14 protein-coding genes and 1 tRNA gene are annotated in these 20,243 nt (G+C 52.7%); 12 read left to right on the top strand and 3 right to left on the bottom strand.

Annotated features, from left to right (window positions below; translation table 11 throughout):
• The first annotated feature begins 123 nt into the window (after positions 1-123).
• Positions 124-2,403, top strand: a complete 2,280-nt coding sequence (locus tag HOV93_RS22025; RefSeq protein WP_207398712.1) for an AAA family ATPase — start codon at positions 124-126, stop codon at positions 2,401-2,403.
• On the opposite strand, the gene HOV93_RS22020 is transcribed toward HOV93_RS22025, so the two are convergent.
• Positions 2,400-3,569 (bottom strand): tyrosine-type recombinase/integrase, encoded by a 1,170-nt coding sequence (locus HOV93_RS22020; protein WP_207398711.1) that lies wholly within the window; start codon positions 3,567-3,569, stop codon positions 2,400-2,402. The two genes, HOV93_RS22025 and HOV93_RS22020, sit on opposite strands and share 4 nt — an antisense overlap.
• A 193-nt stretch (positions 3,570-3,762) precedes the next feature.
• A tRNA-Ser gene (locus tag HOV93_RS22015) sits at positions 3,763-3,846 on the bottom strand.
• A 210-nt stretch (positions 3,847-4,056) separates the two neighbouring features.
• Between HOV93_RS22015 and HOV93_RS22010 the strand changes: the two genes are divergently transcribed.
• Positions 4,057-5,403 (top strand): hypothetical protein, encoded by a 1,347-nt coding sequence (locus tag HOV93_RS22010; RefSeq protein ID WP_207398710.1) that lies wholly within the window; start codon positions 4,057-4,059, stop codon positions 5,401-5,403.
• Positions 5,404-6,000: 597 nt separating this feature from the next.
• Positions 6,001-6,681 (top strand): hypothetical protein, encoded by a 681-nt coding sequence (locus HOV93_RS22005; protein ID WP_207398709.1) that lies wholly within the window; start codon positions 6,001-6,003, stop codon positions 6,679-6,681.
• Between the two features lie 268 nt (positions 6,682-6,949).
• Here HOV93_RS22005 and HOV93_RS22000 read toward each other — a convergent pair whose 3' ends face one another.
• Complete coding sequence (locus HOV93_RS22000) at positions 6,950-7,804, bottom strand: outer membrane beta-barrel protein (protein WP_207398708.1); 855 nt, start codon at positions 7,802-7,804, stop codon at positions 6,950-6,952.
• 176 nt (positions 7,805-7,980) lie between these two features.
• On the opposite strand from HOV93_RS22000, the gene HOV93_RS21995 reads away from it, so the two are divergent.
• The 9 genes from HOV93_RS21995 (at position 7,981) to HOV93_RS21955 (ending at position 20,135) form a co-directional block, all read left to right on the top strand.
• Positions 7,981-8,655, top strand: a complete 675-nt coding sequence (locus HOV93_RS21995; protein WP_207398707.1) for a hypothetical protein — start codon at positions 7,981-7,983, stop codon at positions 8,653-8,655.
• A gap of 265 nt (positions 8,656-8,920) precedes the next feature.
• Entirely contained in the window at positions 8,921-10,642 is a 1,722-nt protein-coding gene (locus HOV93_RS21990) for a GspE/PulE family protein (protein WP_207398706.1), read from the top strand.
• Positions 10,643-11,013: 371 nt separating this feature from the next.
• A complete protein-coding gene (locus tag HOV93_RS21985; RefSeq protein WP_207398705.1) occupies positions 11,014-12,114 on the top strand; it encodes a type IV pilus twitching motility protein PilT in 1,101 nt (366 codons plus the stop codon).
• 60 nt (positions 12,115-12,174) lie between these two features.
• Positions 12,175-13,899: a GspE/PulE family protein gene (locus tag HOV93_RS21980; RefSeq protein WP_207398704.1), complete on the top strand. Its 1,725-nt coding sequence runs from the start codon at positions 12,175-12,177 to the stop codon at positions 13,897-13,899.
• 72 nt (positions 13,900-13,971) lie between these two features.
• The gene (locus HOV93_RS21975; RefSeq protein ID WP_207398703.1) at positions 13,972-15,363 is read left to right on the top strand and encodes a type II secretion system F family protein; all 1,392 of its coding nucleotides are present in this window, start codon (positions 13,972-13,974) and stop codon (positions 15,361-15,363) included.
• A gap of 160 nt (positions 15,364-15,523) precedes the next feature.
• Positions 15,524-16,465 carry a prepilin-type N-terminal cleavage/methylation domain-containing protein gene (locus HOV93_RS21970; protein WP_207398702.1) on the top strand — a complete coding sequence of 314 codons (942 nt, stop codon included), beginning with the start codon at positions 15,524-15,526 and terminating at the stop codon, positions 16,463-16,465.
• A gap of 13 nt (positions 16,466-16,478) precedes the next feature.
• Positions 16,479-17,513, top strand: a complete 1,035-nt coding sequence (locus tag HOV93_RS21965) for a type II secretion system protein (protein WP_207398701.1) — start codon at positions 16,479-16,481, stop codon at positions 17,511-17,513.
• Positions 17,510-18,730 carry a pilus assembly FimT family protein gene (locus tag HOV93_RS21960; RefSeq protein ID WP_207398700.1) on the top strand — a complete coding sequence of 407 codons (1,221 nt, stop codon included), beginning with the start codon at positions 17,510-17,512 and terminating at the stop codon, positions 18,728-18,730. The genes HOV93_RS21965 and HOV93_RS21960 overlap by 4 nt, the downstream gene beginning before the upstream one ends.
• A 4-nt stretch (positions 18,731-18,734) precedes the next feature.
• Entirely contained in the window at positions 18,735-20,135 is a 1,401-nt protein-coding gene (locus tag HOV93_RS21955) for a type IV pilus modification PilV family protein (protein WP_207398699.1), read from the top strand.
• The last annotated feature ends 108 nt before the right edge of the window (positions 20,136-20,243 follow it).

Below are 20,243 nucleotides of genomic sequence, written 5' to 3'. Positions count from 1 at the left end.
CATCTGCTGTACGCATCACTATATTGTGACCGGTCCCATTGGGGTGGAGCAAATCACCCTTGAGCGATGGGAGTATCTTCGTTTCATAATTTAGCCCACCCCATTCGCAAGATAGAAGCAGCCATGATCGAGAAGATCATTCGAATTAAGAATGTTGGTAAGTTCGTCAATTCGTGCCAAACAATCGAAGCTGCGAAGCTGACTCTAATTTATGGCGATAACGGCGCAGGAAAGACAACACTCTGCGATATCCTTAGATCGCTCTCAGAAGGCAATCCGGCGTACGTGGAAGGCAGATCGAGTCTAGGGTCAAGCGATAGTCCCGATATTCTTATTCGTCTTGCCAACGACAACTTTCGATTTAAGAACGGCCAGTGGTCAAACGCTCATGCTGATATTGTCGTTTTTGATAAGACCTTCATGCATGAAAACGTCTTTGCGGGTGACTACGTGCTGCATGACCACAAACGCAATGCGTACAACGTCCTGTTGGGAAGCGACGGACGCCAATTAGGTGAGAAGGTCGAGAAATTGGCAAAGGAAATTGTCGAGAAACAGCGAGACCTGCGAAGTGCGGAGAAAGTTATTTCAGCACGTTTGCCAAAGGGAGTTTCTCTCTCTGAATTCCTTGCCTTCGAAGAAGACAAAGAAATTGATGCCAAGTTATCAAGCAAAAAAAGCGAAGTTCAACAACTTGAAGACGCCAAGTCGATTCTTGATCGTCGGTTACTACAAACGATTGGCGTACCTCAAATTCCAGACGACTTTGAGTCATTCTTGGCGTCCACCCTTGAAACCCTTTCAAATCGTGCTGAAGAATCGGTGCGAAATCATATCGATCGATGTCTTCCGAAAGGGGGCGAAGAATGGCTTCAGAAAGGTACTTCATTTTCCAATGGAGAGACCTGTCCGTTTTGCGATCAACCGTTAGCTGGGATTGAATTGTTCCATGCTTTCAAAAGCTATTTCTCGCAAGAATATGTTGCGTTAAAGTCAAGTGCAGCAAGGTTACATGATTTGATCGCAATGGAGTTTGGGGAGACGGCAGTTGCGAGAATTGAAAAGGTATTAGGAGAGAACGCACTATTAGCGGACGCATGGAGAAAAAACGCTGGGTTTCCGAAAGCTATTCCACCCAACCTGATGAAAGGCGTAGCACCATTAATGGAATCGACGAGGCTGGTTCTATCGTCTTACAGTTCACGCAAATCAGCGTCGCCTCTTGAGGAGATAATACTCGGAACTGACTTTAGGGATGCCCAGAAACAGTGGGAAGAGTTCGTTGTCAAAGTGAGGGAATACAACGAAGACATTAAACAAGTTAATGCACTGGCGCAAGACACAAAGGATCGACTCTCAACCGGCAACTTGCGAGAAGAGCAAGCGGCGTTATTAAAGCTCGAAGCTCAGAAACTTCGGTTCAATGAAGACGTCAAGAAAGAGTGCGAGGAATACCTACGACTCAAAAAAGAAAAGGAGACACTCGACCAAAAGAAGGACGAAGCCCGAGAAAAGCTCAATGAGTTTAGCAACAATATTTGTCCCGAGTTTGAGCAAGCGATTAACCAATATCTTGATGCATTCGGGGCCGAATTCACGCTAGAAAAAACGACACCGCAGTACCTTGGGGGCAATCCGAGTGTGTCCTACTATCTTGGGATTAACGGACAAAGAATATCGCTCGGCGATCAGAAAACGCCTCTCGAAAAACCCAGCTTCAAAAACACTCTGAGCATGGGGGATCGTTCGGCCCTAGCGTTCTCGTTCTTTGTGGCTCAGCTTGAGCGTGACCCCGATATTGCAAATAAGATCGTCGTATTTGATGATCCTTTCACAAGCCAAGATGAGGGTAGACGAACTCGTACTCAGCAAATAATTCTCAGACTCGGACGAAAAGCCAAGCAAGTTATCGTACTATCTCACGATGCCCGATTCTTACACTACGTATGGGAAAAGCATAACGAGAGAGATGGGGACAAGTCGTGCTTTCATGTCTTTAGAACCAAAGAAGGCTCAGAGCTACGGGAGTTTGATATCGAGAAAGCGGTTAGCTCAGATTGGGTGATGCGATACAAGCAACTTTTGATGTACCACGATGAGCATCTTGGACGTCCGAAAGACGTTGTGAAAGACATCCGTTTATTCGTAGAAGAACTGCTTAAAATCACCTGCCCTGGGACCCCACTCGATGGCAAGACTTTAGGACAGGTGATTACTGACATTCGCTCCGCTCCCCAAGGCTCAGCACTTGCGAAATGGCAGGACCGAATAGACGAACTAACAGACCTAAATGATTTTGCGACAGATCATCACCACGTTGACGCATCCAGTTCCAGTGAGCTTTTGACAGACACCGAACTAAGAAGTTGGGTACGGTCTGCTTTAAGGTTGTTACACAACTAACTGAGCAAATCGGGCAATACGCTAATTGCCTCTCGTAGTTCATCCGTCTCAACGTGTGAGTAAACGTCCATTGTTAACGTGATAGTCGAATGTCGGGCAAGCTCTTTGGCTTTTGATGGATGAACTCCGTTCTTCGCCAACGAAGAGATAAACGTATGGCGTAGCGAGTGAAAGTCAGCGTATCTCCCGCTTGCGTCAACGTAGTCGATATTCGCCCGTTTCAAATCAGATCGCATCATATCGGCTGCGTGATGAATGTCTGTAACGAACAACGTTCTTACCTGCGCTTTCGCTTTGCTCTCTAACCAAGGGCGAAGACGTTCAATAAGTGAAGCATGGAGCGGGAGAACGTCTTTACGTCTTCGCTTGCTATATCCCGCTTCAACAGTAACGGTTCCGTTCTCGATATCGAATGAAGTAACTTTGAGACTCGCTAACTCTGACGCTCTCAAGCCCGTGTAAGTGGCAAGCGTGTAAAGCATCGCTCTATCCTTCGCTATCAATCCACGGAGACGCTTACCGCTCTTCTCCGTTGTTTCGATAAGCTTCTTAACTTCGTCGGCTGTCAACGCTCTCCGTACCCGCTTCCGATCCACGTCAGCGTTTAGAAGTCGCAGAGGCGAAAGCGTATCGTCTGGCGTTCGACGCTCAATCCATAGCCAACGAGAGAAGCCCTTTATCGCTCTTGCATAATGGTTCGACGTTACTACGCTGACGGGTTTCTTTTTGCGATTACGCCAACTCGATAGCGTGTTAGCAATGCGGCTTGATTCAAGATCGTTTATCGCCTTCGCCTTAACCGCATCCAAGAGGCGACGAATACGGCCCATCGTTAGAACGACGTAACGTTCCGTATTGGCCTTAGAACGCAAGTGCTTTTCGTATCCGCTTAGATGATCTTCAATCGGTCGTCTTTGCTCTTTGGCGTGTCGATCCACGCCTACCGCCTTATCTCTATCCTCTTGCGTCTGAAGGCGACGGAGAAGCGTTATCGAAGCGTCTTTGTCTTCGCATAGTGCGACTTGCCTTGTCTTCCCGCTTAGCGTCTTGAGACTACCGTAGAAGCGTTTCGAGAGAATCGTTACCCGCTTTGCTTTCGGCGTGTCCTTAGGGACAGTCTTCCCGTTGAGTTCGTAGCGTACCGTTTGCTTTTGCCAGACTTTCATTTCGCTTTCGTCTCCGGTTAGAGAGAGATTGAAAGCGACCAACGAAGGCGTTTTTGTCCGCACCATATTTGCACAGCATTTGCACGAAACCCCGTGCAAATACGGTGCGGCCACCTCAAGAAACGAAAAAACGCCTTACGCTACGATGCGTAAGGCGTTGACGTAAATCGTTGAAACCAAAGGGCTTCTCAAGCGGAGGCGACAGGACTCGAACCTGCAACCGGCGTAACCGGCGACGGATTTCAAATCCGCTCCCTAACCAATTCGGCTCGCCTCCTTTTATCTTCGTTAACGCTAACGGTCCCCCGGATTTATGTCAACGGGACGAATGCTGACTTAACTAAGCACAAACGATTGCTCGGCCGTATCGACAGTCAGCAATTTGCCGTTTTTTGTGCGCTTATCTCAATATTCGAATAGTGTCGCACAATAACGTTATGATAGGCCGGACGATGAATGACAATGATGTGAATCAAAGCCAACTTGCATGACTTCTCTCACGCATCGAAACTCCAGAAACTGGATTGGTTGCCTGTTGCTTTTGGCAGCTGGCTGGGGGCTCTCTGATTACCTACCCCAAGCTTGCGCCCAAGATGCCGTGGTGCCCGTTGAAGATAATTATTCAACGTCTGCCGATCCACTCAATGACGATCCGAACGACAAAGTTTATACGTCGCCGCAAAGCATATTGGCAGACTTCTTTGGAAAACGTCGGGCAGGCATCGTAGTGAACGGCCTGGAAGATTTGGTGGGGATCACGGCAACTGGCCTGTCACCACTGATGGTTCTATCGATCGCATCTCCTGCGGTTTACCTCCTCACCGAAACGGATCGGCGAGAAGAGCTGATTTTCCTTTATCAACCATGGTTCTTCATACCCATTATCCTGGTAACGCTACTAATGGCGTTCAAGGACACGGTCCTAACGTTTGCCAGCTATTTAAAGATGCCCCTGGACATTCTAGGCATCCTGTTTCATTTGATTGGTTTTCTGCTTGGTTTCCGACTCGTTTACCATTTTCTGGACATCAACCTCGGAGCAGAAGGAGGACCGCTCGGCACGATCTTGACCATCGGCATCATCATTCTGATGTTCGCGTTCTATACAAGTGTTTGGGTGCTGAGCAATGTTTTTGAAGTATTGATTCTTATCAATCCATTTCCACTGGTCGACACGTTTCTGCGTGTTAGCCGAATCGGAGTTTTACTGTTTATGTACGCCGCTTGCTGGATCCACCCAGCACTAGGCGGCATGATCGCAATTCCCATTTTGATCGTTTCGCTGCTCACCTTCGAGCGATCCTTAAGAACAACGCTTCTTGGCTTCCGCTTGGCTGGCGATGTCATTCTTTTCCGTTCAGACAAGGTCGAACAAGATCGAGATCGACTCACGACATTTGCATCCATCGGAGGCTCCCTGCCCTGGATGACACTTGGCAAGCTGGTCAAGAAGGACGAAACGTGGACGTTCGCATATCGCCGATTTTCTATCGGCCCTACCCATTCGATTGCGATTGCACCGGGACCATACGTGATTGCGAAAGGCTCGTTGTTTCCAGGGCTGCTGACTCAAACGTATAAGGGCACCCAGTTGATCGTTCGCTTCCCTGCGTCCTATCGCGGCCGAGAAGAAGCATTGGCCACCGTGTTTAAGACGAGCGAAATCCAAGACTTCCGCTTGAGTACAATGGCCAAAACCGCCTGGAATACAATCTGGAGAAGCTTCTTTCGTCGCTCCCCCAAACCAGATGACCTCGCACTCGAACCATTGCCCAGCGGGGAAGGGGCAGACACCCCGGACGATCATTCCATCCCGCAAAATAGTAAAACGTAATTCTAACCATTTCCTGATTTCCAGAATCTAAAGCAAATCAGACAGATAGTTACTTCAAGTTGTTACCGGGAAGGTAAGTTTTACCAACGATCTCACCAGCGATTATTATCTTTTGAGATCAATGCCGATCAACACCTACATGGACACTGTCCATTCTCCTCAATCATGACTGGCGACCTCGGTCGCCTGGTCAAGGCCGTCAAGTACCTGCCCCACTTGACGGCTTTTTTTATGCGCGACCTCCCGACCGGAACTGCCGTCTTCACACAGTGCGGTTCCCCGAATTTCCCGGCAACATCTATCGCGCAAGTCATGCAATTGACCGATGCTATTACATAGCGAAATGCCACGATTTCAATCGTGAGCAGAAAGCCGTTGTGCATCTGGGGGCGGATCACAGCGGTTTTTTTATGCGCCGACTGACATGCCCGCATTGATAGCACCCCCGCCTTTTTGTGGCAAACTTTGCCGATTACGGCAATTCTCTCGATTATGCGAACTTTCCTAGCCGATAGTCGTTCTTGAGTCACGTTCCCACTCCCCCCTGCCCTGACAGTTCAGGGTGGTTCGTTTGATGTGAACCAGGAAGCTCTCGACATGATGTCACGCCACTTAATCCTCAGCTTATTCACCGTTGCCCTCCTGGCCACGGTCGGCTGCCGCACCGTTCCCAGTTGCAACTCATGCCAAATGGGGCAGTTCTCTCCAAGTTCCGGATGCGCTTGCGACGATTGCGGTGCCACCTGCGGCGACTCGTGTGGTTGCCCTACGACCTGCGCAAAAAGCTGCGGCCCCAACTACGAAGTTTGCCTGCCCAAACCACCCTTCGCAGAAATTCGCCAACATCTACGCAACAACCTGACATGCTCGGCGGGTTGCTCGGATGAAGTCTATTGGGGCGAATGGATTTCCGATCCACCTAAATGCGATCCCTGCGACTGCTTTGGTAACTATGTCGGCCCAGTCGGCGGTCGCTGCCGCCCCGGCATCACAGGCATCCGTCGTGGCGATGAGTGCTGTTCTAGCATGTGCGACCAAGGCATCCCCTGTAACAGCTGTGCCTGCCAAGCCAAATCGCAAATGGTGAGCCATGAACAAATGCTCCCAGGCGAGTCGACGATCCTGTACGACTCGGAAGTCCCTATGCAGTACGGCACCCCTATGCCGGCTTCCCCATCCGATCAAACCATGTACGAGATGAACCCCGGATCGATGCGAAGCTACCCAACTTCCACAACCGGACGCCATCCGCACAACCTTGGTCGCGGAAGCATGTAACCAAACTAATAGCCAGGGGGGCTTTTGAAGAGACGCGGTCACATCGTGACCGCGTCTCTTTTTTTGTTAACGCTCCGTTTCTATGCCGTCGCGTTCTCTCAGTTACAGAAGGAGAGAACGATTCACGGTTACTCTTAAGAGTCGCCTATAAGGACTCCGTTCCCCTATCCGTGGCTACTCGCGGAATTCGTCGCAAAAACTCTTTCGCTTCGGAACTCCTTCACTAAGACGACGGAATCACACCGCCCAAGTTCCACCACAGATTCGATCAACGGAAATAGCCAGGAGCACTACCGCCAAAGCGGTATTCAAACCCGCCGGTGACCGAGAAGTTGCTTGAGGAACTCGCGTCGGTGCCACCAAGAGTCATATTGTCTAGCAACTCGAATCGCAGAGCGAGCCGCTTATGAATGAAATACTTTAGCCCCAAACCAAAGGGCATTGATACCTGAGCTTGACCTCGATCTCGTCCTATCGCGTCTTCGTATTGAAACACGGCGGCACCAAGCCCAAGCGTTGCGTAAGGTCGCCAGGCCGAGTCACCCCACGGATAGAACTGCACGTTATAGTCGAGCAGAATCAGCTGGCTTTTTCCTGAGAACGAGGCATTGGCTGGATAGGTCAAACGCCCTTCCGCCAAACCTAATCGGACCTCCGCTCCCCAGTAGTGATCGAAGTCGTAGCCTAAACGCACACCATCGAAGAACGAGCCTTCCTGTTCGACTTCACCAGGAATGAGATTTTGTAACATGATCGCACCAGCGAATACATCCGCATGAATCGGGCGATTGCGCCAGCTCATACCTGCCAGCGGTTGCCCGAAACCAATATGCCGGGCAGGGTCGTCCGGGTGATCATGCACCAGGTCGAAGCGATGCGAGAACTGACCGTGCCCCTGCTTTCCGCCGAACCAGTTCTCTGTCGAGACTGGCTGCTCATAGGCGTGCTTTGAATCTACGTCGATCGTCTCTGCTTCGAGAATCGACTGGGGGAGTGGCTCAATCTCTTCTAACGTTGAAACTTCGGATGAGTTCGACTCCTGAGCGTTTGCCACAGGCGCAACGCCAGCCATGACGCTGAGCGTCAGAAGCACCAAGAAACCATGACTAAACGTAGGACCCATCCACCAACCTTCGCGGACTTTCACTGATAGCTACTCAAATCGGGCAGCGGATTATCGAAACGTCCTCCTTCGGCGTCAATGCAGATTCTTGAGTCAAAGTTGGTGAACCTTGTCGAATTTGCTAATTTTAGGGATGCTTGCTGAAAGCCCCCCCCTTCAATCCATGGAACGGAAAGATGCAGAACCACTTAATCATGGCGGCAACCTTGATCCTTTTCGCGACTAATATCTCGCTAGCGGAAGAGAACCCACCCGCGTTCCAACTCGAGGATCCGTCATCGAAAGCATCTGGGGCGAAAAAGAAGTGGAAGTTCGCAGAAGGCTCTAATGGCTCCATGCTTAAAGAAGTCGAAGAGATCCGCAAGCAATTAGGGCCTGAGTACTCGATTGAGTCCAAAACGCTAGGGATCGAACGAGATCACTCTCAAGCGAAGCCTCCGGAAAGTGACAATTCTGACGAAGAATGGCCCGGGACCAAGCTCTACAAAGAAGTTCGTGAGTTGGTCAATAAGTTCCGCCACGATGCGCGGCACCTGGAGGAGATGGCTGCTCAGGCCGAACATTTATCCGAATTTGCCCTCGCCGATCAACTACGAGGGATGGCTCGCCGCCAATGGGAAGCAGCCCGAGAACTTTCCAACCCCTATTCAACACGGCCGTACCATGCCCCAAGAGCAGCCGAGCCTTACCGGCCTGCGGGCAATCCACCGAAAGATTTGCCAGGATATAACGTGCCACCTTCACACACACTGCCGTCAATCCGATCAAAACCTGTCCCGCAGTATGGCGCCCCGAACAACCCAAGCGAACAATCCCAGCCCTCTGACGCTTCTCAGCGTAGGGCTCCCTAATTGTTATTTTCAGTAGCTCGCACGGGGGCAGGACATCTCTGCGTGATGTCATACATTTGCAGGCAAGCACACACCGCCCCCCTAGAAGGGCAGGAGCTTGACGAAGCCCCTGCCCTTTAAGGATGATAAGATTGCGTGATTAGACGTAAAATTCACGCACAAAAGGCTTAACGGCATTCTTGGCCTCATGGTAGGCTAGTAATGCACTTATCTTTTTTCTCTCAATAACGACTCTCTTTCACTATTCCGCTCGGAGGATAGCGCTTTGGCTGGAACCCTGGGAAATTTTGCGGACATTCTGATTCGACGTGGCCTCGTTGGTCCCGACCAATTGCGCGAGGCCGAAACCATGGCCGATGCTCAGGGAATCGCGGTTCCCGAGGCACTGATTCGTTCCGGCTACGTCGGTGCGAACGACGTGATGAAGGCCGTTGCGGAAGAACACGGTCTTGAGTTTATTGACCTAGACGAAGTCCGGATCCCGATGTCAGCGGTAGAATTAGTGCCTGAATCGGTCGCACGTGAAAACGTGGTGATGCCGATGGCCGAGGACGATGGTGCCTTAAAGGTCATTATCGCCGACCCGCTCGATTTGGGGACAATCGATAAACTTCGATTTATCCTAAACCGGAAGGTCGAAATCGCTCTGGCACCTCGCGAGAACATTCTCGAGTCGATCAACCGCTATTACGGCCAACAGGAAGGTGAGTCTGCAGATACAATGCTGCAGGAATTCACCGATACGGCGATCGACTTCACCGACACCATGGAACAAGACACCATGACCATGGCCGGTGACGAGACTATCGACGAGACAAGCGCACCTGTGGTGCGGCTGGTCCAGTTGATGATCAACGAAGCGGTCCAACTCCGGGCATCCGACATCCACGTAGAGCCGTTTGAAGATCGCGTCCGCATTCGATATCGCATCGATGGTCGCTTAATTGAACGTGACAGCCCCCCCAGACGTATGCTCGGGGCGATCCTGTCTCGCCTCAAAATTCTAGGAAGCATCGACATCGCCGAGCGTCGCCGCTGCCAGGACGGACGAATCAAGGCAGACGTCGGAACGAAGACCATCGACCTTCGCGTGAGTGTCATCCCCACCAATCACGGTCAATCGATCGTGATGCGGATCCTGGATAAAGACAGCATCAAAGTGGGGGTTCGCCAGTTAGGCTTGTCGGACGCGAACTTCATCAAGTTCAACAATCTCATCAAGCGGCCCAATGGTATCGTGCTGGTGACCGGACCCACCGGTTCGGGGAAGACCACCACCCTCTACGCTGCTCTGAACGAGCTGAACCGTCCCGACACAAAAATTATCACCGCCGAAGATCCTGTCGAGTATTACCTGCCTGGGATTAATCAGACCCAGGTGCGTCACTCGATTGGGCTCGATTTCGCGAAGATTATTAAGGCCATGCTGCGTCAAGCGCCTAATATTATCCTCGTCGGTGAAATGCGCGATAGTGAAACAGCTTCTATGGGGATTCAAGCCTCACTTACTGGACACTTGGTTTTCAGCACTCTACACACGAACGATGCGCCCGGTGCTATTACACGTTTGATTGACATGGGTGTTCCCTCGTACTTGGTTTCTAGTACAATTATTGGTGTGCTGGCACAGCGACTTGTCCGGGTGATTTGCGAGAAATGCAAGGGCCCGATCAAACCATCTCAGGAATCCCTGGATGCTGCTGGCATAACGCCGGAGATGGCCGAAGGAGCGACCTTCATGAAGGGTCGAGGATGCGGTAATTGCCAGCGTAGCGGTTACAAGGGACGCATGGGTATTTTTGAGTTAATGCCTATGAATGCACGACTTAGAGAGCTGGCGTTCCAAGGAGCCGCGACCCAAGATATCCGCAAGGCCGCCGTCGCCAGTGGCATGGCTACCCTGTTCGATGACGGGGTCAGAAAGGCTATGCTCGGCAAGACATCATTAGAAGAAGTCTTCCGTGTGGCCAAGGTTGTCGAGAAGTAGCCAAGGCTGGCGAGAAGGCATAGCAATAAGCCTGCTCGTCAACAAAACGGCAAATCGAGATAAAACAAGCGTTTACGTGCCATGGGTTCGTAAACGCGAAAATAGCACGACTTATTTGAGTCTTGGGTAGCAGAACCCAACAATACTGCTATCAGGACAGCTTTTCCAACGCTTTTCAATCTAAATTCATCAGCAGTTCACGGTCGGCTTGGCACACTGGGAGTTTTGGCGATTGCCTCGGATGGGCAGCGACCAGAACAGACATCGTCTCAGCGCCCGTGATCTGATAGAGGCTGGACCAACACCCCCAGCAGGGCCACTACTTCACGGCCCGCCAGGGTGATGGTTCCATCAGCGGTAAAAGGGAGCCAATGGCCACGATTCTTATTGACAAGTTGCTGCAGGCCGCGATTAAGCAGGGCGCAAGCGATATTCATATCACGGTGGGTCAGCCACCTGTGTTTCGTTTGCACGGTCGTATGCGACAGCTTGATACGAAATCGCTCGAGCCAGACGATACCGTCTCGTTGATGAAAAGTATCACGCCAGAACGCTGTCAGCGGGAACTTCAGGAATCAGGTGGTTCCGACTTTGGTTTTGCCTTTTCCGACTTGGCTCGTTTCCGGGTGTCGATTTTCCGACAACGTGGGAACATCTCGATGGTGTTGCGTCAGATTCCCAATGACATGCTCACCCCCGAGCAGTTGGGGCTGCCAGCGAAAGTGCTTGAGCTTTGCCATCGACCGCGTGGCATGTTCCTGGTCACCGGGCCGACGGGTTCTGGTAAGTCGACCACGCTGGCTTCAGTGATCAATCACCTTAATGAAACGATTGACCACCATATCATCACAATTGAAGACCCGATCGAATTTTATCATTACCACAAGAAGTCGACCGTTAACCAGCGTGAAATCGGCGTTGACGTGCCGTCCTTCTCGGAAGCCATTCGCCGTGCGTTGCGTCAGGACCCTGACGTGATCCTGGTGGGCGAAATGCGTGACTTAGAGACAATTGAAGCAGCTATCTCCGCGGCAGAAACGGGGCACGTGGTGTTTGGAACGCTGCATACCAACAGTGCCGCAGGTACCGTCGATCGTATCATCGACGTGTTCCCCTCTGGTCAGCAGGATCAGATTCGTACGCAGTTGGGTTCGGCACTTTTGGGCGTGCTTGCTCAAACTTTATGCCCCAAGATTGGCGGCGGTCGCTGTGCTGCTTACGAGCTACTCAACGTGACCTCAGGTATTTCCAACCTGATCCGTGAAAACAAAACATTCCGCATTCCATCGATGATTCAGACAGGCTCAAAGCACGGGATGATCCTCATGGACGACTCCCTGTTCAATCACTGGAGGGCCGATCGTATCACCATGGAAGACGCCCTGGCCAAAGCCCAAAATCCCAATGACCTGGCAAAACGTATCGCCGACGCCAGACGTGGAAATGTGGACGATCAAGAAGGTGCCGCATAACCGGTCGCAACGCTTCTCTCCTTTTCCTTTTAACTACCTGACGGACAACGAGACGATTTCATGGCAGTTCGCCGACTTGGACAGATTCTGGTTGACCTTGGCTTCATCAGCGACGAGCAACTCGTACTGCTGCTAGAAGAGCAAGAAGCCCAGGCCGAACATCAGCCCCTTGGCAAGATCGCCGAGGATATGAATCTGATTACCGACGACCAATTGGCCCAAGCCTTGGCTGAACAGCTGCACATGCAGGTTATCAGCCTGGACGATGTTTCGATTGCCCCAGATTTGCTTCGTCGTATCACTGAACCGATGGCCCAACTGTATAAGGTCATCCCGGTTTCGTACGAGGAAGACCACAACCAGCTGACAGTCGCAACTTGTGAACCACAGAACCTGTCGACCCAAGACGAGCTGCGGCAGTTTTTGGGTTACGATGTCAAAACGGTCGTCGCCACGGAACGCGACATCCAGAAAACACTCGATCGTTACTACTCGGAAGATTCCGAGAGCTTCGAAGGACTTGTCCGCGACTTAGAAGGCGACAACGACCTTGCCAAAGCGGCCGCTGCCCTGGAAGGGGACGGCCCGATCGATATTACCGACGCGGAAGCTCTCGCCGATAGTGCCCCAGTTCGCAAGCTGCTGAACATGGTGCTGTTGATGGCGATTAAAGACCACGCGAGCGATATCCACTTCGAGCCCTTTGAAGAAGAATTTCGCATCCGCATCAAAGCGGATGGGGTCCTCTTTGAAATGGTTCCCCCGCCGCGTCACTTGGCTTTCGCGATTACCACGCGTATCAAAGTGATGGCAAACCTTGACATCGCCGAGCGTCGCATGCCGCAGGATGGTCGCATCGAACTGACCGTGGGTGGTCACCCGGTCGACCTTCGCGTGAGTGTGCTGCCAACCATGTTTGGCGAGAGCGTCGTGATGCGGCTGTTAGACCGCAGCGTGGTTTCGCTCAACATTGAAAAAGTGGGCATGGGGGACGCAACCCTCAAGGAATTCCGTCAGGTCATGCATAAGCCTAACGGGATTGTGCTGGTGACCGGGCCCACCGGTTCCGGCAAGACAACCACACTATACTCGGCGCTCAGCGAACTGAACTCTGTCAACGAGAAGTTGATCACGACGGAAGACCCCGTCGAGTACGACATCGAAGGTATCATTCAGATTCCCATCGACGCAGATATCGGCAACACATTTGCCATCTGCTTGCGAGCCATTTTGCGACAAGACCCCGACGTAATTCTGGTGGGTGAGATCCGCGACCTGGAGACCGGCGAAATCGCGATTCAGGCCTCCCTCACGGGGCACTTGGTGTTCAGCACATTGCACACCAACGACGCCCCGTCCACCATCACGCGTCTCAAGGACATGGGAATTCCCACGTTCATGATCTCGGCGACCGTCGAAGCCATTTTGGCTCAGCGTTTGGTGCGCCGCGTTTGTAGCCAATGCCGCCAAGAACACGAGCCTTCCAAAGATGCCCTCTTCCTCTTGGAATTGAAAGAGGAAGAGTTAGCAGGCCGCAAGTTCTTCAAAGGGGCTGGCTGCGAAAACTGCAACGGAACCGGATACAAAGGCCGTATTGGCATTTTTGAATTGATGATCATGAACGATGACATTCGCTCGATGATCATGCAAAACACGTCGACGGACGAGTTGCGAGAGGAAGCCCGGAAGTTTGGCATGACGCCGCTGCGTGATGCCGGTTTACAACTTGCATTTGATGGGCTAACCACCCTCGATGAAGTGCTTCGCGAAACGGTCGTCGACTAAGACAAAACAATTGCTGGCCAGCAATCAAAGTACACCCAAATTTGACCCTAAAAGCAAAAGCCGGACGTAGCCATGCCAACCTATCAATTTGAAGCGATGGACGCTCAAGGTCAGGAGATCCGCGACGTCATCGAGGCCCCGACCGAAGACGATGCCCAGGCTACCATTCGGCAGATGGGCTACTTCGTTACTCGGATTAACGAAAAGAAGTCGCGGGAAAAGAAAGCTCAGGGTAAAAAAACCAATCGGGGCTTCGCCATCGGCGGCGTCAGCCATCGACAACTCACCACGTTCACGCGGCAGTTGGCCATTCTGCAGAACGCGGGTCTGCCGATTCTGCGAAGTCTCAAAATTCTCGAACAACAGGCCAAACCAGGCCGACTCAAAAACAGCTTGATGGATGTCTGCGAAGACATCGAATCGGGGGCCGGCCTGTCCGAGGCCATGGCCAAATGCCCTAAGTGCTTCAACCGCTTGTACGTGAATATGATTCGTGCTGGTGAAGCGGGCGGTGCGTTGGAAGTCATTCTGATGCGTCTAGCCGACTTCATGGAACGCGACGCCGACCTTCGCCGCAAGGTGCAAGGGGCGATGATCTATCCGTGCGTGGTGATCACCGTGGCCGTCGGTATCTTGACGTTTATCATGATCAAGATCGTGCCGACGTTCCGTCAGATCTTCGAAGAATTCGAGCTCGATTTGCCCGCCCCAACCGAGTTGCTGATCACCATCAGTAACGGGGTGGTCAATTACTGGTACTGTATCCCGCTGATTCCGGTGGCCGTGTTCCTGTTCGTGAAGCTGCTTCGCAAATTTAAACATGGCCGTATGGGCTGGGACTTGTTCTTCCTGAACATTCCCATCTTTGGCGGCCTGGTCGAGAAGAACGTCCTTGCCCGTACCACGCGAACACTGGGCACACTGATTTCCTCCGGTGTTCCCATTCTGGAATGCCTGAACATTGCCCGCGATACGAGCGGCAACGCGATGTTCGAGCGTATGTATCACAACGTTTCAGAATCGGTCAAAGAGGGTGAATCGATCTTCAAGCCAATGGAAGAGAACTGTCGGGCTCCCTTCCATCCGATCGCGCTTTTCCTATGGGTTGTCTTTCCGGTGGCCCCTTTTGCGTCATTCTTCTTCATTCCTGCGATGCAGCCGTTTGCTTGGCAGGCAGTCGGCGTGGCCGGTGCCATTGGTGCCGGTTGGTACTTCCTGACACTGCGGCGACGAATGGTCGAACTGTTTGTGACCAACATGATCGACGTGGGGGAAGAGACGGGTGAACTCGACACCATGTTGTACAAGGTGGCCGACACCTACGACGAAGACGTCTCGGTGCTCACCGATTCACTCACCAAGATCATGGAACCGTTGCTGATCGTGTTCCTCGGCTTTTCAGTCGGGTTCATTGTGGTCGCACTGTTCCTTCCGCTGGTCGACTTGATTCAGAACCTGAGTTAAGACCGTCCAACGACTGACGCGGCGTCCCGGTTCAGGGGCTTCGGGACGCCATGACTGGAAAACCAAAATCTTGAAATTCAACAGCCAGATTGGTGCCGTAGCGCCAGTCCATTTACCAACACAGGGGCGAAGCTCCGCTTCGTACCAGGAAAGGTCTACCATGACATCCCGTCCACGCGCATGCCATCGTGGCTTTACCCTCGTCGAATTGCTGGTGGTCATCACCATCATCGGCATTTTGGCCGGTCTTGCCCTCGTCGGTATTCAATCTGCCGTTCGCGCCGCTCAAAATGCGGCCATGAAGATCGAAGTCTCTCAGATCGCCCAGGCACTTGATCTGTACAAACAGCAATACGGATCTTATCCGCCTGACGGCAACACCATTGCCTTGCCAACGGTTGCGGCTCGCGAGAATGCGTTCAACAACCATCTTCGCAAGAAGTTTGGGCAGCGAAACAAAGCGACCGATCTCTTCGATCCCAGCACCACCGCGGGGCAAACCTACATCAGCGATTTTGCAGCTGCTACCGGTATGATCCGTGACGGGGCCGGGGCCGCAAACGCTTACACCATTGAAGCGTTGGACCCAACCGAGACCTACGTATTGTTCCTGATGGGTTTCAGCCCTGACATCGAAAACCCGATCACCGGCACCGGCGACCGCACGCCCCTGTTTGAATTCGACCAGACGCGTCTGACCGACGAAGACGACGACGGCTGGTGGTCGTTCCACCCCAGCTACTCCGAAGCGGAATACGTCTACTTCAACTCCAAGACCTATGAGGACAGCGCGGGCAACGTGGCAGAAGTCGACTTTACCGATCCGCTAATCGACGGTATGGCCGAAGGAACTGCCCGTCCTTACGGCACGATCAACGCCAATGGCGCTTTTGCTTGGGCAGAAGACGGCAAGTTTCAACTGCTATGTGCCGGCTTAGATGGCGACTTCGGCACCTACAACGACCCCGACGAAATGAAGATGTACTGGTCCGGCACTGCTGAAAGTGTTGCCCCGGCCAGTATCGCCTACACGCTGGAAGACTTCGACAACATCGTGAACTTCGGCGAGGCTTCCACGCTTGAGAGCGACACCGACCTGTAAAAGGAATTTTCCTATGCCTATTACGGCAAGACAATTCGCAAGAGACCGGATGCGTCCCGCTTTCACCTTGGTGGAACTGCTGGTCGTGATGGGCGTGCTCGCGATGCTCAGCAGCCTGGTCTTGGTGGGCCTCTCATCCGCCGCCGAACAGGCCCGCATCAACCGCACCCGCAGCCAGGTTCAAAAGATCCACGAGCTGCTAATGCCGCGGTGGGAAGAGTATCGGTATCGCCGTGTGGATCCGGCCTACTCATCCGATGTTTCCGGTACGATAACCGCAACATCACAGACGGCCAAGCTTCGTGCTCGCTATCGTGTGGATCGCCTTCGTGCACTTATGCGTATGGAAATGCCGTGTCATCGACAGGATGTCCAATTGGGTGCCGCTGGAGACGTCATTGACATAGGCGATCCAACGTCACTAATTACCAACGAGCCAGGTCTTTGGCACCGCTATCGTCGTGCCGTCGCGAATAGAACTTCCGACGGAACGTTTAACGACACAACGGGCTGGACAAAAGAGAATGACGACTCTGAGTGCTTGTACTTAATTCTCGAGTCCATACAGAATGGTGAAACGAATGGACTCGATTTCTTCAAGGATTCCGAAATTGGGGACACTGACGGAGACGGAATGCCAGAGCTTTTGGATGGCTGGGGAAATCCGATTCACTTCCTTCGGTGGGCACCAGGCTACGTTGCTCCCCGTTCTAACTTGCATCGCAATGATGCGCCCGACCCACTTGACCCATTAGGCGTACGTGGTGGCCGTCTCCAAACTTCTGGAACAGGGATCTACGATCACTTCCCACTGTATCCGCTAATTATGTCCGAGGGGCCAGATGGTCAACTCGATATTGTTCTGAAGTACGACGACGATTTGGACAACCAAGCGACGATCACTGGTTCACCACCTAACAACCCTTATTACGATAACGGAACGGGCAGCTTTTTGGGTACAGAGTTCGACTCAAATAGTAATAGCGTGGACGAGTTCTTCGATAACATCACCAACCACCAACTCGTGATCGCGGGGAATAGTCAATGAGTTTGCGTAAGCGAAACTACTGCGAAGTTCGCCACGGTATGACGATTGTCGAACTGTTGGTTGTCCTGGGTATTATGAGCATCCTCCTGGGGATTGCCGCGACTGCCGTGAAGACCGGCACCCGGGGCAAGAAGCAACGAGAAGCGGCCCGGCAAGTCAATGCGTACATCGCCGCCGCTCAGGCTCGAGCCGTTCAGCTCAATCGCCCTGTCGGGGTTGAGATTGTACGTAACGTGCGAAGCACAACCGGTTCATCCATACCTGACATCGGCCTCGTGAATACGTCGCTATTGATGTACACCATCGAAACGCCACCCACCTACGCCGGCGACACGTCGACGGCCGTGACGAGCGTGACCCCCGTCGTGAAGCCCGCTTCGGGAGATGCAAACTACGAACCGCTGGCTCCTCAGGGATATTTCACAGCTACTTTCTCCGACTCGGCGTCCACGTCGATGATTACCGTCGCAGATTTCATTCGTAACGGCGATCAAATCCGCTTCGCGTATCGCGGCCCCGTGTATCGCATTGTGGGCCCTGTGGACACAAGTACGCGTAGCTTTAAAGTGACCTGGGATCCGGGGCAAGCAGAACCAACGCATACCGGCACCGTAACCGTTCCATTCCAAATCTACCCTCAGCCGATCCGCAGCATGGCGACACCGCTGCAGCTGCCGACCGATATGTGCATCGACTTGAGTTGCTCCGGCACCGGGAACGTCGATCGCGAATTCGCTGCCTGGACGGGCACCGGCGGCTATAACTCGATCCGCTTTACGTTCAGCCCTCGTGGCAATATCTATCGAATCTATTTCGACGACGGCTATGCCGAGTACCCACAAGGAAACGTCCACCTGCTAGTCGGCAAGTACGACCAGGCGGTCGATACCATCGAAATCCTGGGGACCGATGGCCTTGCCGGCGATGTGGCCCTTGGCAGTGTGAACTACAAGCACTTCATTTACCCAGGCGACTACAACTCGGACTTTGAAGACCTGACAACCAACCTGGGTGACGGGACGTCGATGTGGGTTTCGGTCAATTACATTACCGGGCAAGTTTCTACAACCAGAAACCGCGTCATTCCGACCTCAGTCCTTGATCCGACTGCGCTCGACATCATGACCCTCGACGCGGCCATCAACGACGATATTATTGCCGCATCTCGCGATTATGCGAAACGCGTGCTCCTCGTTCAGGGAGAAGGGAACCAGTAGGCTTATGCTCTTCACCATGCCAACCATCAAGAACCGCTTTCACCCACGGCTGGGTATCACCTTAATCGAGGTGATGATGTCCACCATGGTGGTCAGCCTGGGTATTTTAGGACTGGTCGCGCTGATCCCGTTGGGTACTCACCTGACCGAGCGCGGCGTCCGCGCCGATCGCATCGCCAGCATCGGGCCTCGGGCGTTTCACGAAGCGCGAGCTCGGGGCTTGTTCAATCCGTACAACTGGGTTGACCAAGCGAGTGGTACGAGTCCAACATTCATGACCGACACTCCTCCTTATCTACCTGTCCGTCAACCATACCTAATTGACCCGATGTTTTTAGGTGGGACTAGCGTTGCCCCTTCGCGACGCGTTTTCCCCTACCCGACGAAGTTTGCCCGTGGCGGCACGGGCGTCGATCCTTACGATGACGCCAATATAACCACGACCTGGAACGGAACCACTCGGTTTAACGGTCCTTCGGCAGACGGCAACAAACTCATCCGGATGTGGCGACTAGGTTTGACCGGATCGGGTGCCGGCTTATCCTTACCGCAGGCTAAACAGGCATTTCAAGCGAACGACGATCTGGCCTTCGATCGTCCCAACGATGGCGAGCTCCCTTCGTTTCAGCGATTTTTTGAACGAAGCGGATCAAACGTAAAACGTCAGGCATTAGGTGAATATAGCTGGATGGTCATGTTGGTCCCCGAACCAATAGAGACATATGAACGAACTACCTTTTCTGGCAATCTGACGCGAGACCAGGAGAACTGGTTGAACTCGCCGGTAAATTATTCAAACACAGGGGTTAGCGGCTCCGGCGATCTGCAAATCATCGCGAATCGAACAGCTACGGATGAGTATGTTGCCCATGTGATTATCATGCGAAATCGCTTAGGAACCATTCCCGCTGGTGCCGTCGATGGGGAAGACTCCGCCGATCCTGAGTCACTTGAATACACGAACGAACGGGTTCTGCGAGTCACCGATTTTTTTGGTAGCGGCGGTTACTCGACCGGAGAGGTCACCATCTTCCAACAAGGCGGTTCCCTGGAATTGGCGGAGGATCACACCCTTAAAATCAGCAATGGTGATTGGATCTGCTTGGCCCGCCGACTTCCTGCACGTCGAGTTAGCGGTACCAACACACGTCATCCGCGAGGAGATATCTACCAATGGTACAAGGTTGTCATGGTCGACGAAGTGGTGCCCGATGGTAGCGGAAATTTCACACGTCGATTGACCATCAACGGCCCCGACTGGCCGGTTGCTGATACCGACGCGGATGTCGATACAAACGAGGCCACGCTGCCTAGCTCGCCCACTCACGCGATCATCGTCGATGGTGTTGTTGGGGTGTACTCGAAGCGGGTTCGACTCGAGACCTTATCACCTTGGTCCCCTTGATCGGGCAACTTATCACGGTTCCTTTTCCTATTCCAAGCTAAACCCACAACTCGGCGAGCCAGGCCGAGCCTGACATAAAAGCGAACTCGGAAACTTTGCGGGGGCTGG

This window comes from Bremerella alba (assembly GCF_013618625.1).
Classification (GTDB): Bacteria; Planctomycetota; Planctomycetia; order Pirellulales; family Pirellulaceae; genus Bremerella; species Bremerella alba.
Note: the sequence above shows the minus strand (reverse complement) of the source record. Positions and strands in the feature narration are given on the sequence as shown.

Bases quoted from the DNA above. Each gene is read 5' to 3' on its own strand.
- HOV93_RS22025 (WP_207398712.1), top strand. From the start codon at position 124: ATGATCGAGAAGATCATTCGAATTAAGAATGTTGGTAAGTTCGTCAAT.
- HOV93_RS22020 (WP_207398711.1), bottom strand. From the start codon at position 3,569: ATGAAAGTCTGGCAAAAGCAAACGGTACGCTACGAACTCAACGGGAAG.
- HOV93_RS22010 (WP_207398710.1), top strand. From the start codon at position 4,057: ATGACTTCTCTCACGCATCGAAACTCCAGAAACTGGATTGGTTGCCTG.
- HOV93_RS22005 (WP_207398709.1), top strand. From the start codon at position 6,001: ATGATGTCACGCCACTTAATCCTCAGCTTATTCACCGTTGCCCTCCTG.
- HOV93_RS22000 (WP_207398708.1), bottom strand. From the start codon at position 7,804: ATGGGTCCTACGTTTAGTCATGGTTTCTTGGTGCTTCTGACGCTCAGC.
- HOV93_RS21995 (WP_207398707.1), top strand. From the start codon at position 7,981: ATGCAGAACCACTTAATCATGGCGGCAACCTTGATCCTTTTCGCGACT.
- HOV93_RS21985 (WP_207398705.1), top strand. From the start codon at position 11,014: ATGGCCACGATTCTTATTGACAAGTTGCTGCAGGCCGCGATTAAGCAG.
- HOV93_RS21980 (WP_207398704.1), top strand. From the start codon at position 12,175: ATGGCAGTTCGCCGACTTGGACAGATTCTGGTTGACCTTGGCTTCATC.
- HOV93_RS21975 (WP_207398703.1), top strand. From the start codon at position 13,972: ATGCCAACCTATCAATTTGAAGCGATGGACGCTCAAGGTCAGGAGATC.
- HOV93_RS21970 (WP_207398702.1), top strand. From the start codon at position 15,524: ATGACATCCCGTCCACGCGCATGCCATCGTGGCTTTACCCTCGTCGAA.
- HOV93_RS21965 (WP_207398701.1), top strand. From the start codon at position 16,479: ATGCCTATTACGGCAAGACAATTCGCAAGAGACCGGATGCGTCCCGCT.
- HOV93_RS21960 (WP_207398700.1), top strand. From the start codon at position 17,510: ATGAGTTTGCGTAAGCGAAACTACTGCGAAGTTCGCCACGGTATGACG.
- HOV93_RS21955 (WP_207398699.1), top strand. From the start codon at position 18,735: ATGCTCTTCACCATGCCAACCATCAAGAACCGCTTTCACCCACGGCTG.